Origin of the sequence: Nitratireductor aestuarii (assembly GCF_014641695.1) — a bacterium.
Lineage (GTDB): Bacteria > Pseudomonadota > Alphaproteobacteria > Rhizobiales > Rhizobiaceae > Chelativorans > Chelativorans aestuarii.
In genome coordinates, this window is sequence record NZ_BMIF01000002.1 from 321816 (window position 1) to 337662 (window position 15847).

Annotated in this window: 15 protein-coding genes; 4 read left to right on the forward strand and 11 right to left on the reverse strand. The window is 61.0% G+C overall.

Annotated elements, in window-relative coordinates:
* Positions 1-16: 16 nt before the first annotated feature.
* The 4 genes from ubiB to IEX27_RS05225 all read right to left on the reverse strand — a co-directional run bounded on the left by ubiB (position 17) and on the right by IEX27_RS05225 (position 4960).
* Positions 17-1591, reverse strand: coding sequence for a 2-polyprenylphenol 6-hydroxylase (ubiB, locus tag IEX27_RS05210; RefSeq protein ID WP_188719875.1), 1575 nt, complete (start codon positions 1589-1591; stop codon positions 17-19).
* A 7-nt stretch (positions 1592-1598) separates the two neighbouring features.
* Positions 1599-2375 carry a bifunctional demethylmenaquinone methyltransferase/2-methoxy-6-polyprenyl-1,4-benzoquinol methylase UbiE gene (gene ubiE / locus IEX27_RS05215; RefSeq protein ID WP_188719876.1) on the reverse strand — a complete coding sequence of 259 codons (777 nt, stop codon included), beginning with the start codon at positions 2373-2375 and terminating at the stop codon, positions 1599-1601.
* 161 nt (positions 2376-2536) lie between these two features.
* On the reverse strand, positions 2537-3196 hold the full coding sequence (locus tag IEX27_RS05220; protein WP_188719877.1) for a peroxiredoxin: 660 nt from the start codon (positions 3194-3196) through the stop codon (positions 2537-2539).
* Between the two features lie 174 nt (positions 3197-3370).
* Positions 3371-4960, reverse strand: a complete 1590-nt coding sequence (locus IEX27_RS05225) for a peptide chain release factor 3 (protein ID WP_188719878.1) — start codon at positions 4958-4960, stop codon at positions 3371-3373.
* A 204-nt stretch (positions 4961-5164) separates the two neighbouring features.
* Here IEX27_RS05225 and dut point away from each other — a divergent pair, with 204 nt between their 5' ends.
* The 4 genes from dut (at position 5165) to IEX27_RS05245 (ending at position 8155) form a co-directional block, all read left to right on the forward strand.
* Complete coding sequence (gene dut, locus IEX27_RS05230) at positions 5165-5647, forward strand: dUTP diphosphatase (protein ID WP_188719879.1); 483 nt, start codon at positions 5165-5167, stop codon at positions 5645-5647.
* 86 nt (positions 5648-5733) lie between these two features.
* On the forward strand, positions 5734-6573 hold the full coding sequence (locus IEX27_RS05235) for an isocitrate lyase/PEP mutase family protein (protein WP_188719880.1): 840 nt from the start codon (positions 5734-5736) through the stop codon (positions 6571-6573).
* Positions 6574-6991: 418 nt separating this feature from the next.
* Positions 6992-7498, forward strand: a complete 507-nt coding sequence (locus IEX27_RS05240; RefSeq protein ID WP_188719881.1) for a YciE/YciF ferroxidase family protein — start codon at positions 6992-6994, stop codon at positions 7496-7498.
* Positions 7499-7648: 150 nt separating this feature from the next.
* Entirely contained in the window at positions 7649-8155 is a 507-nt protein-coding gene (locus IEX27_RS05245) for a hypothetical protein (RefSeq protein ID WP_188719882.1), read from the forward strand.
* A 13-nt stretch (positions 8156-8168) separates the two neighbouring features.
* Here the strand turns inward: IEX27_RS05245 and IEX27_RS05250 are convergent, their stop codons facing one another.
* From IEX27_RS05250 to IEX27_RS05280, 7 genes are all read right to left on the reverse strand, one after another.
* Positions 8169-9125, reverse strand: a complete 957-nt coding sequence (locus IEX27_RS05250) for a lysylphosphatidylglycerol synthase transmembrane domain-containing protein (RefSeq protein WP_188719883.1) — start codon at positions 9123-9125, stop codon at positions 8169-8171.
* Positions 9126-9454: 329 nt separating this feature from the next.
* Positions 9455-9826 carry a monovalent cation/H(+) antiporter subunit G gene (gene mnhG / locus IEX27_RS05255; RefSeq protein ID WP_188719884.1) on the reverse strand — a complete coding sequence of 124 codons (372 nt, stop codon included), beginning with the start codon at positions 9824-9826 and terminating at the stop codon, positions 9455-9457.
* The gene (locus IEX27_RS05260; protein ID WP_188719885.1) at positions 9823-10104 is read right to left on the reverse strand and encodes a K+/H+ antiporter subunit F; all 282 of its coding nucleotides are present in this window, start codon (positions 10102-10104) and stop codon (positions 9823-9825) included. The genes mnhG and IEX27_RS05260 overlap by 4 nt, the downstream gene beginning before the upstream one ends.
* Positions 10101-10586 (reverse strand): Na+/H+ antiporter subunit E, encoded by a 486-nt coding sequence (locus IEX27_RS05265; RefSeq protein WP_188719886.1) that lies wholly within the window; start codon positions 10584-10586, stop codon positions 10101-10103. The genes IEX27_RS05260 and IEX27_RS05265 overlap by 4 nt, the downstream gene beginning before the upstream one ends.
* Complete coding sequence (locus IEX27_RS05270; protein WP_188719887.1) at positions 10583-12217, reverse strand: monovalent cation/H+ antiporter subunit D; 1635 nt, start codon at positions 12215-12217, stop codon at positions 10583-10585. Before IEX27_RS05270 ends, IEX27_RS05265 begins: the two co-directional genes overlap by 4 nt.
* Complete coding sequence (locus tag IEX27_RS05275) at positions 12214-12558, reverse strand: Na+/H+ antiporter subunit C (RefSeq protein ID WP_188719888.1); 345 nt, start codon at positions 12556-12558, stop codon at positions 12214-12216. The genes IEX27_RS05270 and IEX27_RS05275 overlap by 4 nt, the downstream gene beginning before the upstream one ends.
* Positions 12558-15470, reverse strand: a complete 2913-nt coding sequence (locus tag IEX27_RS05280; RefSeq protein WP_188719889.1) for a monovalent cation/H+ antiporter subunit A — start codon at positions 15468-15470, stop codon at positions 12558-12560. Before IEX27_RS05280 ends, IEX27_RS05275 begins: the two co-directional genes overlap by 1 nt.
* Positions 15471-15847 lie beyond the last annotated feature (377 nt).

Below are 15847 nucleotides of genomic sequence, written 5' to 3' on the forward strand. Positions count from 1 at the left end.
TTAGATAGCAAATAGGCTAGCTAACCTGCCAACCGATCCACACCAGTGCTGCGGCGATAACCCAGAGCGCGACGCGGCCTGAACGTGTGTGGCGCGCTTCCGCCTTGCCGATCGCCTCGGCAGTCTCGGGGCTGAACCTCAGGCCGTTCTGCGCCATGTCGTCCATCTCGCGGGACAGGCGCTCGGTGCGGGCGACGAGCTCGGGCGTTTCGCGCGCAAGCGTCACCAGCGCCTTCAGGCCGTCGCGTGCGTCGATGAGAAGGGCATTGGGGCCGAGGTTCTTCCTGATCCAGTCGGAAACCACCGGCTCCGCCGAACGCCACATGTTGAAGGCGGGGTCGAGCTGGCGCGCCACGCCTTCCACCACCACCATCGTCTTCTGAAGCATCAGAAGCTCGGTGCGCGTCTCCATGTCGAAGAGTTCGGTCACCTCGAACAGAAGCGTCAGCAGGCGCGCCATGGAGATCGTCTCGGCAGGCTGGCCATGGATCGGCTCGCCGATGGCACGGATCGCCTGCGCGAAGGCCGCCGGATCGTGATAGGCGGGCACGTAGCCAGCTTCGAAATGCACGTCCGCAACGCGACGGAAGTCGCGTGTGATGAAGCCGTAGAGGATTTCGGCGAGGAAGCGACGTTCCTTCTTGCCGATACGTCCGACGATGCCGAAGTCGACCGCGACGATGGTGCCATCGGCTTCCACGAAGAGGTTGCCGGGATGCATGTCGGCATGGAAAAAGCCGTCACGCAGCGTGTGCCGCAGGAACGACTGGATGAGGTTCACCGCAAGCTGTTCGAGATTGTGTCCCGCAGCGCGCAGCGCCTCGATGTCGGACATCTTGATGCCGTCGATCCACTCGATGGTCAGGACATCGCGGCCAGTTCGCTGCCAGTCTACCCAGGGGACGCGAAAGCCAGGATCTTCCCTGGTGTTTTCCTGGATCTCGCAGATGGCGGCTGCTTCAAGGCGAAGGTCCATCTCCAGTCGCGTGGTCTGCGCCAGCGTCTGGGCAACTTCGACGGGACGCAGGCGGCGCGAAGCGGGAACGTGGCGCTCCTGAAGCTTTGCAGCCAGGAAGAAGCTCTCAAGGTCGTTGTTGAAGCGGCGACGGACGCCCGGCCGGATCACCTTGACGGCAACCTTCACCTCCTCGCCATCACGAAGGATCTTCGCGGGATGAACCTGGGCGATGGAGGCCGCGGCAACGGGCTCGTCAATCTCGACGTAAAGCCTGTCGGCCGGGATGCCGAGCGAACCTTCGATGAGGGCCAGCGACTGTTCCGTCGGAAAGGTCGACATGCGGTCCTGCAGCGAGGAGAGGTCACGCGCAAGGGCAGCACCTACAACGTCGGGACGGGTCGCCAGGAACTGGCCGAGCTTCACATAGGAGGGGCCAAGCCGGTCGATGGCGCGAGACAGGCGCTCAGCACGGTTGATGTTGCTCGCCGTGCGACGGGACAGGAGCCGCGCCACCCGCCAGCCAAAGCGGGGCAGGCCTTCCAACTGGTCGCCCGGTGCGGCAGCGATGACGCCTTCGCGAAGCATGACCCAACCCGCCCTTGCGAGACGGAGATATGAAATCAGCGTGCTCATCCAGGACTCAGATCTTCCAGCCGGAATGGCAAGCGGCGATACCGCCGGAGTAATCGCGCCAGCTGACGCGTGAGAAGCCGGCGCCGCGGATCATATCGGCGAAGTTCTGCTGGTTCGGGAACTTGCGAATGGATTCGACCAGGTACTGGTAGGAGTCTGCATCACCCGCCACCGCCTTGCCGATGCGTGGTATCGCGTTGAACGACCAGGCGTCATAGATCTTGTCGAGCATCGGCATGGTGACGTCTGAGAATTCGAGGCACATGAAGCGGCCGCCCGGCTTCAGCACGCGGAATGCTTCGCTCATCGCCACATGGATGCGTGGTACGTTACGGATGCCGAAGGCGATCGTATAGGCGTCGAAGCTATTGTCTTCGAAGGGGAGCTCTTCGGCATTGGCCTCGACGAACGTCAGGTGCTGATCGATGCCGCGCTTGATTGCACGGTCGCGACCGACGCCGAGCATCGAGCCGTTGATATCCAGAACCGTGACGTGGGCGTTGCGGGTGGAGGCTTCGACAATCCGGAAGGCGATGTCGCCGGTGCCGCCTGCCACGTCGAGCGACCTGAAGCCAGGGCGCTTCGAAGGCGCAAGCCAGTCCACCATCGCTGCCTTCCAGGCGCGGTGCAGCCCGGCCGACATCAGGTCGTTCATGAGGTCGTAGCGGTCCGCTACCCGATGGAAAACGTCATTGACGAGGTGCTGCTTTTCGCCCTGGTTCACCTGGCGGAAGCCAAAAGCTGTCTCCATGCCCCCGGCGGCTGTAGTACGCTGATCCGACATTGCTCTCTCTCAGAAATCGGCGCGACCATAACCGATCACCCCGCATCACGCCATTGCGAATAAGCCGCAACCGCGCCCTCAGGGAAGGGGTATATAGTGCTGCACTTAACAAAATGGGGCCCCGAAGGCCCCATTCCGCAAGAAATTTCGGGTGAGAACGATCAGGCCGACGGCTGCTTCGTCTTGCGCAGGTAGGGCAGGATCGTCTCGAAGCTGCCGAAGCGCTTGATGGCATCCTCGTTGGAAACGGCGGCCGTGATGATCACGTCGTCGCCCTGCTGCCAGTTGGCCGGCGTTGCAACCTGATGCTTTGCCGTCAGCTGGATCGAGTCGATGGCGCGCAGGATTTCCGCGAAGTTGCGGCCCGTCGTCATCGGGTAGGTGAGGACCAGCTTGATCTTCTTGTCCGGGCCGATCACGTAGACCGAACGCACGGTCGCGTTGTCAGCGGGCGTACGGCCAGCGGCGCTGTCACCGGCTTCAGCCGGAAGCATGTCGTAGAGCTTGGCAACCTTCAGGTCGCGGTCACCAATCAGCGGGTAGTCGACGCGGTGGCCGGTCGCCTTCTGGATGTCATCCTTCCAGCGGGCGTGATCCTCAACCGGGTCAACGGAGATGCCGATGATCTTCACGTTGCGCTTGGTGAACTCGTCCTGAATGCCAGCCATGGCACCCAGCTCGGTGGTGCAAACCGGCGTGAAGTTCTTGGGATGGCTGAACATCACACCCCAGCCGTCGCCGAGCCACTCATGGAAGTTGATCGTGCCATGCGTCGTTTCGGCGGTGAAATCAGGTGCGGTGTCGTTAATCCGAAGGCCCATGACAGTCTCCCTAAAGCAGGTTCAATTTTCTCTAAAATAGGTCTTTTCTGGAAAAAAATTGAGCACCAGACGATCATGCCCGGTGCCCAAATTAGAATGACGTACCAATATTTGCTTGTACAGAAGAAAGTGATTCCCGACTGTAGCCGGCTAGGTCTTTCCCTGTTTTAGGGCTCAGGCTAGCTCTCTCACCTGGTAGTCCTTGACGGCGGTGAAACGGATATCCTTCCAGCGCTCTGCCTCGTAGTTCAGCCCGAATTGATGCTGTGCCAGGTACACCGGATCATCATCCAGATCGCGGGCGATGTCGCCGCGATGGGCCGCGATGAACTTGTCCACCTCGCCCTTGGTGTCGGAAGAAATCCAGCGGCAGATCGAGAAGCGCGAGATTTCGAAATCGACCGGAAGGGTATATTCCATCTTCAACCGCTCCTTCAGAACGTCCAGCTGGAGGGCGCCGACGACGCCGACGATCGCCGGCGAGCCGTCCTCGGGGCTGAAGAGCTGCACGACGCCTTCTTCTGCCATCTGTTGCAGGGCTTCTCTCAGCTTCTTCGCCTTCATGGCGTCAGAGAGGCGGACGCGGCGCAGGATTTCCGGCGCGAAGTTCGGAACGCCGCGGAAGAGAATGTCCTCGCCCTCGGTCAGCGTGTCGCCGATGCGCAGCGTGCCGTGGTTCGGGATGCCGACGACGTCACCGGCCACGGCTTCGTCGGCGGTGATGCGGTTACGCGCGAAGAAGAACTGCGGGGCCGTGAGGCTGATCTGCTTTCCCGTGCGGACGAGCTTGGCTTTCATTCCCCTCTGCAGACGGCCGGAGCAAACGCGTACGAAGGCGATACGGTCGCGGTGGTTGGGGTCCATGTTCGCCTGGATCTTGAAGACGAACGAGGTCATCTTTTCCTCGGTCGCCTCGACCTTGCGGCTGTCGCCTTCCTGGGCGCGCGGAACGGGCGCCCAGTCGCCGATGGCCTCGATCAGATCCCGGACACCGAAGTTGCGGAGCGCCGAGCCGAAATAGACGGGCGTCAGGTGACCTTCACGGAACGACTCCATGTCGAACGGACGGCAGGCCTCACGCGCCAAATTCACCTCCTCGATGAAGGCCTCGCGCTGATACTCGGGGAGGAGGCCAGCAACGTTGTCCGCTTCCGGGCCGTTCACCGCGATCGGCTCAACGTCAGCATCGGAACGGCGGACGGTATTGTGCTTGAGGTGGTAGGTGCCGGAGAAGTTCTTGCCGAGGCCGATCGGCCAGGTGATCGGCGCGGTGTCCAGCGCCAGCTTCTCCTCGATCTCGTCGAGGATCTCGAAGGGATTGCGGCTTTCGCGGTCGAGCTTGTTGACGAAGGTGATGATCGGAATGTCGCGTAGGCGGCAGACTTCAAACAGCTTGAGGGTACGCGGCTCGATACCGCGTGCGGCGTCGAGCACCATCACGGCGGCGTCGACGGCCGTCAGCGTGCGGTAGGTATCGTCCGCGAAGTCTTCGTGACCGGGGGTGTCGAGCAGGTTGAAGACGTGGTCGCCGTATTCGAAGGTCATCACGGAGGTGACAACCGAGATGCCGCGCTCGCGCTCGATCTTCATCCAGTCGGAACGCGTCTGGATACGGTCTTTCTTGGCCTTCACCTCACCGGCGAGCTGGATCGCTCCGCCGAACAGCAGCAGCTTTTCTGTCAGCGTGGTCTTACCGGCGTCCGGATGCGCAATGATCGCGAAGGTGCGGCGGCGGGCCACCGCATCAGATAAAGTCTCAGCCATTGATGGATCCTTTTGTCGCCGCGCTCATACCAGCCGAGGCCGCGCGTGTCGATTGCAAATGCCTGTGAACGGGAATTGGGACATTCCTGAGGCTGTGCTATGAACGCCCACGCAGACACAACCCGGATCGTTAACACGCAAAAAATCCCGGGGACTTGGCCAGATACGATTGACGGTCCTGACTGGGGAGGTCAGATAGGGTTCATGGTTACAACGTCAAATCCTTCATCCGCCGCCCCGACGGTTGGGCTCGTTCGTCTTGCGCATGCCGAGGGCCTGCCGCTTCCTGCCTATGAAACGGCGGGCGCTGCCGGACTCGATCTTAGGGCCGCGCTGCCGGAAGACCGGCAGATCATCCTGCTGCCGGGCAAGCGCGTGCTGGTGCCGACCGGCTTCATCTTCGAGATCCCGCAAGGCTTCGAGGGACAGGTGCGTCCCCGCTCCGGGCTCGCCCTGAAGCATGGCATTACCTGTCTCAATACGCCCGGTACGATCGACAGCGATTATCGCGGCGAGGTTCAGGTTCTGCTGATCAATCACAGCGATATTGATTTCCCGATCACGCGCGGCATGCGGATCGCCCAGCTCATCATCGCTCCGGTGGTCCAGGCGGTGATTGAGGAGCGCGAGCAGGCTGCCGAGACCAGCCGAGGCGCTGGCGGTTTCGGGTCGACCGGAACCGCCTGATAAAGCCGGCTACGCATATCGGCGGTTGATCTTGACACCTGCCGAGCCTCCAGCCGATCATGCAGCCTTCTTATCGGGAGGAGAACATGACGGACGTGGGCTCGGCATTTCGTGCTCTGCATGAGGCCGATGGTATCTTCATCATCCCGAACCCGTGGGACATTGGCACTGCCAGGCTGATGGCCGCGATGGGCTTCAAGGCGCTGGCGACGACCAGTGCTGGTTTCGCTTTCACGCGCGGGCGTCCGGACGGCGATATTCCCTTCGATCAGATGGTGCAGCATTGCCGCGAAATCGTCAGCGCAACGCCGTTGCCGGTGTCGGGCGATCTTGGATGCGGCAAGGGGCAGAGCCCCGAGAGCGCGGCAGAGACCATCTTTGCAGCCGATGCAGCAGGGCTAGCAGGATGCTCCATAGAGGATGCAACCGGCGATCCAAACCATCCGATCTTCGATTTCTCACTGGCGGTGGAGCGGGTGGCTGCGGCGGCGGAGGCCGCAAAGGCCCTCAAGCGTGATTTCGTTTTCACCGCCCGAGCCGAGAACCTGCTCTTTGGCCGGGATCTCGACGATGCAATCAGGCGGCTGCAGGCCTTCGAGGAGGCGGGGGCCGATGTGCTCTACGCGCCAGGGCTGCGCAGGATCGAGGACATCAGGATGGTCTGCCAGTCGGTTCGTCGTCCGGTCAATGTGCTGGCGCTGGATGAGAACTTCTCGGTCGAAGCTTTAGCCGAGGCGGGGGTCAAGCGGATTTCGCTTGGGTCCCGGCTGGCGGTGCTGACCTACGGAGCACTTGAGAAAGCGATGCAGGAGATGCTCTTGCAGGGCAGCTTCGGGTTCAATCGCTACGCTATGCCTTCGGAGCGAATTGTGGAGTCATTCGCCGCGGGCTCGCGGTCGTCGTCTCACGAGACGTCTCAGACTTGAGGCGAGCTTCCATCTGCTGCTTGCGGCGGCAGGCGGGACCGGGGCCGCGCATGTAGTGCCGCTCCGGATGGTAGCGCAGGTCCAGTGCGTTGCGGACCTTGTTGAAACCCTTACTCAATACGCGAACTATGGTCATGTGACTTACAAACCGGTCTTTTTCCAGCTTCTGCTTGATTGTTTGGATCATAACCAAAGTCCGTGAATGCTCGATGAACACATTGTTCGTGCATCGACTAGAGACCAAGTAATAACGGCTGAAAACAGTAGAGTTCACGGCAAATTTCAGGCTGAATCATCTAATCCCGTTGTGTGGTAAGTTTGCAACAGCTGGAATGGCGTGCGGACATGGAACACAGTCGGTCGTTGGCTGTTTGAATCCTCAGTAGCTCAATTGCCAACGAAAAAGAGGATTTACGCCATGGGCCTGTTCACCAGCGACATCAAGACCATGAACGACTTGTTCGTTCACACGCTGCAGGACATCTACTACGCGGAGAACCAGATCACCAAAGCGCTGCCGAAGATGGCGGATCAGGCAACCAACCCGATGCTGCGGCAGGGCTTTGAAAAGCACCTGCAGGAGACCGAAACTCATATCCGGAACCTGGAAGAGGTCTTCCAGCTGCTCGGCATGGAGCCAAAGGGCGTGAATTGCCCCGCGATCGACGGCATCATCAAGGAAAGCAATGAGATCGTCAGCGAAGTGGACGACAAGAACGTGCTGGACGCGGCGCTTATCGCAGCCGCTCAGGCTGTCGAGCACTATGAGATAACGCGCTACGGCACGCTGATCACCTGGGCGCAGGAGCTTGGCCATGCGGACTGCGTTGCCGCGCTGAAGCGCAATCTCGCCGACGAGAAGGCTACCGATCACAAGCTGACGGAACTTGCCGAGAGCCGCATCAACTCGGCTGCAATTCATTAGCGTGAGACATGGAACTTTCGGCTGGTTGCGCCGTTAATTAGACACTGATCTCCTCCTTCCCCGCGTCCCGCCTGCTCCCCTGCTGGCGGGACGTTTCTTTAATTCATGACCGCTTTCGGCTATAAAGGCGTTGTCGGGCAGGAGGCTCGCATGCGCTGGAAGTGGTCGGAACGGTCGGTGATTGCCTCAGCACTGGTGCTGTGTGCAGGGCTATTCGCCATCGGGTGGTTGACGCGCAATGACAATCGCGAAGAGCCCTATCTGCAGATTTCTGGCGGAGGCTTCATCTTCAACTATCGAAATGCCGAGGCCTACTACGGTTTCACCGCAGATGTGGTGAGGCCGGTGGAGAACGGCGCTGTTCTTGAAGCCGAGTTCGAAGATCCTGCGAGCGGCAAGCCGATCGTCATCTCTGAACGCCTCAGTTCCATGACCAACCGTTATGCCCTGCGCACTCCGCCGCTGCATGGCATCGAGGCGGCTAAGCCCTACAAGGTTGGGATCAGGCTCTATGACCGGGAGCGGAAGCAGGTGATCTGGGAGACCGAGCGCAGCTATGCCAGCCAGCTCAGTGATGACATCGTGCCGGATCACGCGCTAACCGTCGGGCCAGGGTATCACAGGCCCGAAGGATTACCGGGTGCCGCAGAGCCCTGAGACAGGGCCCCAGTTATGCTGACGGTGTCGTCGTTGACGAGGTGCTGTAGAGCTGGCTGCGCTCGAAGCCGAGCACGACGAAGAGCGCGATGATTAGCGGAATGATCAGGTAGAAGAGCCGGAAGACCAGGAGTGCTGCGAGCACGTCGGCCTGGTTCATTTCGCTCAGGCCCGTGATGAAGGCGAGTTCCAGTACGCCCAGTCCGCCGGGTGCGTGCGACAGAAGGGCAAGCGAGAACGAGATCACGAAGATGCCCAGCACCACCAGGAAGCCCGGATTTCCCACTTCAGGAAGCGCGAAATAGATGATGGCCGCAGCGCCCACGATCTCCAACGGTCCGATCAGCATCTGCTGGATGGCGATGGACGGACGGGGATAGGAGATCTCGACCTTGCCGATGTGAACGGACCGCAGCCTCAGCAGGCTGCCAGCGAGATAAACGGCCACGATCAGGAGCAGAAGCCCGCCGGTGAAGGCGGAAGCTTCTTCCATCGGAAGCATGTCCACAAACCGTTCCACCACGAGTGGCTCGATCAGGAAAGTGAGCCCGCCGAGGATCATTATTCCCAGGACGAAGGTGAAGGAACAGAAGGCAACGAGAACGCCGACTTCCGACGCTGAAACGCCCTTGGCGGTGTAGGCGCGGTAGCGCACAACCGAACCGGAGAAGACCGAAGCACCGATGTTGTGGGAGAGCGCGTAGGTGGTGAACGAGGTGATGGTTAGGTAAAGCCAGCCGATGTTGTCGCGGCGAAGGTGTTTGAGGGCGAGACGATCATAACCAGCAAGAGCTGCGTAGGCCGCGAGCGTGGCCGCGACACAGAGCAGCCAGTGCATGGGCGAAATCGCTGAAAGGCTGTCCCAGAGCTCATCGAGCGAGAGGCCACGCAGTTCGTGATAGAGCAGCCATGCCGAAAAAAGCACCGCGAGCAGTCCTACAACGGGCCAGAGATATTTCTTCAGCTGCACGGCACCAACTCCAAGTCGTCTCTTCTTTTTCTTATCGTCAATGGCATTCGGATCTTCTGCCCCATGGCACGGGCATCTTCCTCCTCATAGATGCCCGGGTACCCTGGTGTTTAGTCGATATGTTGGCCAATCGTACTGCTCTAGATCTGTATTTCTGCCCTATGCCAGCCAGCGGCCTGGTCCCCCATTCTCGAATAGCCCCGAATGATCTTAAGCATCCCCTTATGGCAACAGTCTGACAGCGGAAGCCCCCGGTGAAAAGAAGAAAAAGCGGCCCGCCTTCGAACAGCGTAAACTTTCACAGGTGATGTTTCGGGGAAGTCCGAAACTCATTCTTTCGGAGGCTTCTGCTGCGATTTTAACAGTGGGCTTTTTTCATCGCCCTCTGCCCAGTCACGGTAGAGCACCGCCCGCGCCAGAAGCATGAGCGTAACCGGCGTCGTGATCGTCACGAAGACACCAATCAGGATTTCGTGGAACACAGGCCGGCTTTCCAGCCAGGTGAACAGGATCATCGAGGCTACGACGATCGAACCCGTCCCCCAACTGGTGCCGAGGGTCGGCGCATGGATACGTTCGTAGAAGGAACGCAGGCGGACCAGACCGATCATGCCGACGAGCGTGAGGAACCCGCCCAACAGGATGAAGGCCGAGATGATGATCGCCAGCCAGAGCGGCATGTTCTCCAGAGAGTTAGTCATTCGATCACCTCGCCGCGCATGAGGAATTTGCCCAGCGCCACCGTGGAGACGAAGCCCAGAATGCCGATGATCAGCGCAGTTTCGAAATAGATCACGGTGCCGGTGCGCATGCCGAACAGAACCAGCTGCAGCATGCCACAGACGTATAGCGCATCGAGTGCGAGCACCCGGTCCTGGGCGCGCGGGCCGCGTAGCATCCGTGTGGTGGCCAGCACCATCGCGAGTGCGATGGCGGCCTGGGAGATCAGGATCGACCAGCTGATTAGGATAGCGCTCATTCGAATATCTCCATCAGCAGATGCTCATACTGATTCTTGATGAGGTCGATCCAGTCCTGCTCATCGACGAGGTCGAACACATGGATCATGAGGACGCCACGGCTGTCGCTGTAGTCGAGCCAGGCCGTGCCCGGGGTGCTGGTGACGATCACGGACAGGATGGCCAGCGCCGTCGGGTCCTTGAGTTCCAGCGGGATCGAGACGAAGCCGGAATTTCGCTTGTTATGCCCCTCGGTCAGGATCAGACGGACGACGGCGATGTTCGACCTGATGATGTCCAGCAAGACCAGCCCGATCAGCTTCGGGATGAGGTCCCAGCGCCGCAGACGCGGGGTGGAGGGCTGCAGCGAATGTAGCCCTTGCGCGGCCAGAAGCGATACGATGATGCCCAGGATGAGCTGGCCAGGCGTGAAGTCGGTCAGCAGCAGCCACATGCCAATGAGGCTGACGATCAGCAGGGGATAGGGGAAGATGCGGCTCATCTGATACCTCCCCGGGGTCCGGGTGCGGCCTGTACGGCGTTCAGGACCGCATCGATATAGGCGTTCGGCTTGTGCAGATCGCCAGCTGTCGCGTCCATGAAGCGCATGGCCGGACCGGCCGCTACAGTAAGTCCGACGGTGACGAGCAACAGGGCTGCGACGGGTGCAATTTCCACCAGCAGCACGCGCGGCACCACGCCTTCCAGAGGCGCCCAGAAGGACCGGATGCCGGCGCGGCTCATCGCGATGAGTGACGCAAATCCCGAGAAGATCAGGAAGGAGGCGAGCCACCAGGCGGAGGAACGGATTCCGGAAGCCTCAGGGTCAAACATGGCCGAGAGCATGGCGAACTTCGCCAGGAAGGCGGACAGCGGCGGAAGACCGGCGAGCAAGAGGGTGCAGATGCCGAAACTTATGCCCAGAACCACAAGCGTTTCCGGAATGGCGAGGCCCACTTCGTTCTCGTTGATTTCCTCGATCTCGCTGTCTTCACCGAAGGCTTCGAGCGTCACGGCGAGAACGTTTGCCGCGGGGTCCTGTCCGCGCTCGATCAGCTCGATTAGCATGAAGAGCGCGCTGATGGAGATCGTGGAGGTGACGAGATAGAAGAGCGCACCGGCGGTGACGCCATCCTCGGCAAAACCCACTGCTGCGAGCAGCGTGCCGGAGGAGATTAGCACCGAGTAACCCGCGAGCCGTCCCAGCGCCTGGGAAGCCAGCACGCCGATGGCGCCGAAGAGGATCGTCAGGAGGCCGGCCAGGAAGAGGAGCTCTGCGCCAAAACCGTTCGATCCGCCCGCCTTGATGCCGAAGAAGAGCAGCGTCAGTCTCAGCAGCACATAGATGCCGACCTTGGTCATGATGGCGAAGATCGCCGCAACGGGCGCCACTGCGGCCGCGTAGGCGTTCGGCAACCAGAAGTTCAGCGGCCAGATGCCGGCCTTGATCATGAAGGCCACGCCAAGGATCGCTGCGCCTGCTTCGGCGATCGGGCGGCTCTGGGTATCGAGCTGGCCCATCAGCACGGCGAGCTGCGCCATGTTCAGCGTACCGGTCTCGCTGTAGATCATCGCCACGCCGATCAGGAACAGGAGCGATGCCGCCAGATTGATGACGATGTAGTGCATGCCCCACTTCACGCGGGCGGCACCCGAGCCATGCAGCACCAGACCGTAAGAGGCTGCCAGCAAGACCTCGAAGAACACGAAGAGGTTAAACAGGTCGCCCGTGAGGAACGCGCCGTTCAGGCCCATTAGCATGAAGAGGAACAGGCTGTGGAAGTGCGTACCGGCCTTTTCCCAGCGTGCCGTCGCGAAGATGAACGAGGGAAGCGCCAGCACCGCCGTTAGCACCAGCATCATGGAGGACAGGCGGTCCAGCACAAGGTTGATCGCGATTGGCGAAGGCCAGTTGCCAAGCAGATAGACGTAGACGCTGCCATCGCCACCGGGGCCGCCGGTGTGGGCGCGTCCGAGCAGGAGGATCGAGACAGCCAGCATGGCCGCGCAGGCCACGGTGGTGATCGTGTCCTTCAGGCGGCGTTCGCGCTCATCGAACATCAGCAGCAGGGCGCCCGCCGCGAGCGGTATCAGAATAGGCGCAATCAGGAGGTGAGTTGGACTGGGTATCATCTTTCAGGCTCACGTCCGTCTACGTGGTCGGTACCGGTTATGCCACGCGAGGCGAGCAGAACTACGAGGAACAGGGCTGTTGTCGCGAAGCTGATGACGATCGCGGTGAGGACCAGCGCCTGCGGGACCGGATCGGCATAGTTCGCGGGGTTGATTTCGATGCCCTTCTCCACCACGGGGGGGCCGCCGATGTAGAGGCGGCCGGTGGCGAAGATGAAGAGGTTCACCGCATAGGAGAGCAGCGACAGACCCATGATCACCTGATAGGTGCGCGGCCGCAGGAGCAGCCACACACCGGAGGCGACGAGAATGCCGATGGCAAGGGACAGGAGAAGCTCCATCAGACGCGCTCCTCTGCTTCGGTCTTGATCGCGCGGGCACGATGGCTGCGGATCGATTGGTGGGCGATGGCGATCAATATCAGGACCGTCGCGCCGACAACCAGGAGCAGGACGCCGAGATCGAAGAGCAGGGCGCTCGCCAGCGGCATGTCGCCGATGTACGGGATGTTGATGTAGCGGAAGAATGTGGTCAGGAACGGATATCCGAACAGCCACGAACCAACGCCCGTCATCATCGCAGTCAGGATGCCGAAGGCAATCCACCGGACAGGCAGGATGCGCAGGCGATCCTCAACCCAGCGCGTTCCGCCAGCCAGATATTGCAGCAGGAAGCCGATCGCCATGGTTACGCCCGCCGCAAAACCGCCGCCCGGAAGATCGTGGCCGCGCATGAACAGGAAGGCCGCCAGAACGATGATGATCGGGAACATCCAGTTCATGATCACTGACGGTACGCGCATGAAGTCGTGCGCCGTCTCACCCAGTTCCCGATCCTGCTGCGCATCGTCATAGGCATTCTGGATGCGCTGCTGTTCCGGCAGGCCGACAGAGTCAGCGGCAGGACGGAAGCGGCGTAGCAGGGCGAAGACCGTCAGCGCCACGATGCCCAGAACCGTGATTTCGCCCAACGTATCGAAGCCGCGGAAGTCAACCAGGATCACATTCACGACGTTGGTGCCGCCGCCACCGGAATAGGCGTTCTGCAGGAAGTATTCTCCCACCGAATCCGCCGGTGCGCTCGTCATGATCGCGAAGGACACGATGCCCATGGCGACGCCGCTGATGATCGCAAGGAAGAAGTCGCGGTTACGGCGCAGGCGTGCTGCAATGCGGCTGGAGGAGTCCACCTCCTCAAGGCGCTTCGGCAGCCAGCGGAGACCGAGGAGGATCAGAACCGTCGTTACGATCTCCACCACCAGCTGTGTGACGGCAAGGTCCGGAGCGGAGAACCAGACGAAGGTGATGCAGGTGACAAGACCCGCGCCGCCGATCAGCACCAGTGCGGCAAAGCGATGGTATTTCGCCTGCCAGGCCGCGCCGACGGCACAGGAGATGCCGACGGCCCAGAGCACCGCGAGAATTGGATCGACCTTCTGAAGGCGCACGGATTCGCTCAGGAACCCGCTGTCGAACAACGGCCATGCGCCGACAACAAGCGCTGTCCCCACGAGGATACGCAGCTGCGGCTGGAGGCGTCTCGTGCCGAAGTTCGCTTCGATCCATCTAGCCCAACGCCAGGACACAGTCACCAGGACGCGGTCAAAGATGCGCTGACCCTTGAGCCAGCGCAGGCCAGGCGGATCTTCAGGCGAGGTGGCGAGGTAATAGCGCAGCGCCAAGTAGAGCAGGATTCCGGCGACGAAGGCCAGAGCGCTCATGATCAGCGGCAGGTTGAAGCCATGCCATACAGCCAGGCTGTACTCCGGCGTGCGCGCACCCAGGACCGAAACCACCGCCGTGTGGAGGTATGGCCCGATCGTGAAGCCCGGAATGACGCCGACGAGCAGGCAAGCCAGCACCAGAAGCTCGATGGGGAGGCGCATCCAGTGCGGCGGCTCGTGCGGCTCGCGCGGCAGGTCCTCGGCCTTGGGGCCGAAGAAGACGGCGTGGATGAAACGGATCGAGTAGGTGACGGCAAAGGCGCTCGCCAGCGTTGCGATATAGGGCGTTGCCGTGTCAAACCAGGAATCGCGGTGCTCGACGATCGTTTCCGCGAAGAACATTTCCTTCGACAGAAAGCCGTTCAGCAACGGCACGCCAGCCATTGCGGCGGACGCGACCATGGCGAGCGTCGCGGTGATCGGCAGGGCGCTGAACAGGCCGCTCAGCTTTCGCATGTCGCGCGTGCCGGATTCATGGTCGATGATGCCGGCCGCCATGAAGAGCGACGCCTTGAAGGTCGCGTGGTTCATCATGTGGAAGATCGCGGCGACCGCAGCAAGCGGGCTGCTGAGACTGAGCAGCGTCACGATCAGGCCCAGGTGACTGATGGTCGAGTAGGCGAGAAGCCCCTTGATGTCCTGCTGGAAGATCGCGAAGTAGGCGCCCACCGCCAGCGAGGCCATGCCAGCGAAGCCGACGATGTAGAACCACTGGTCTGTTCCCGCCAGCACCGGCCAGAAACGCGCCAGCAGGAAGACGCCAGCTTTTACCATGGTGGCCGAGTGCAGGTAGGCCGAAACGGGCGTGGGTGCTGCCATGGCGTTCGGCAGCCAGAAGTGGAACGGGAACTGCGCGCTTTTTGTCAGCGCACCGGCGAGCACGAACAGCAATGCCGGGACGTACATGTTGCTCGAGCGGATCGTATTGCCGGAGGCAAGCACGACGTCGAGATCGTAGCTGCCGACGATGTAGCCGATCAGGACCATGCCGAAGAGCAGCAGGAGGCCGCCCGCACCGGTGATGATCAGAGCCATGCGCGCGCCTTCGCGTGCGGCGGCGTTGTGATGCCAGTAGCCGATCAGCAGGAAGGAGAAGATGCTGGTCAGTTCCCAGAAGACCGAGATCAGGATGAGGTTGCCGGAAATCACCACACCCTGCATCGCGCCCATGAAGCACAGAAGGAAGGCGTAGAAGCGAGGAACCGGATCCTGCGGCGACATGTAATAGCGCGCATAGATGACGACGAGCAGCCCGATGCCGGAGATCAGCATCGTGAACATCCAGGCGAACCCATCCATGCGCAGCGAGAAGTTCATGCCGAGCTCCGGCATCCACTCGATCTCACGCCGGATAACCCCACCGTCTTCGACGTAGGGATAAAGCATGATTGCGATGACGAATGCGGATAACGTGATGCCGGCAGAAAGCCACGCCTCAGTGTTCCGGGCGTTCTCGTGCTGCATGGCAGCCAGAATCGCCCCCAAAAAGGGCAAGATGATCAGGAAAAGAAGCGCGTTCTCATGAAACATTGAATCGGCACAATAATTTAACGGCTACAGAAGATCGATAGAACGTTAACAAATCTTGCAGCCAACAGACCGTCGTTCGCTTTCAGATCCGCAGCAGGACTGCATCAACCCTGAAACGCATCTGTTCGGCATCAAAGATGCCGCACTTAGAACCAGACCGCAGGGGGGGCTCGTGGTGCTCCGGCTTCGTACGGTCGCGACGTCAGGAATGTAGACTTTTCCGACCACTGGCAAGCGGATTCCCGCCCGAAGAAGAGGTCCGGTTCAGCCTTCAGGCAGAGTGCATAAGGCGCAGGCCCGCAGATGAGGTCCAGCGGGGGAGGGGATCCCGCACCGGAATCGCAGGTCTGACGGCGCGCTGCCCAGGGCGACACCGC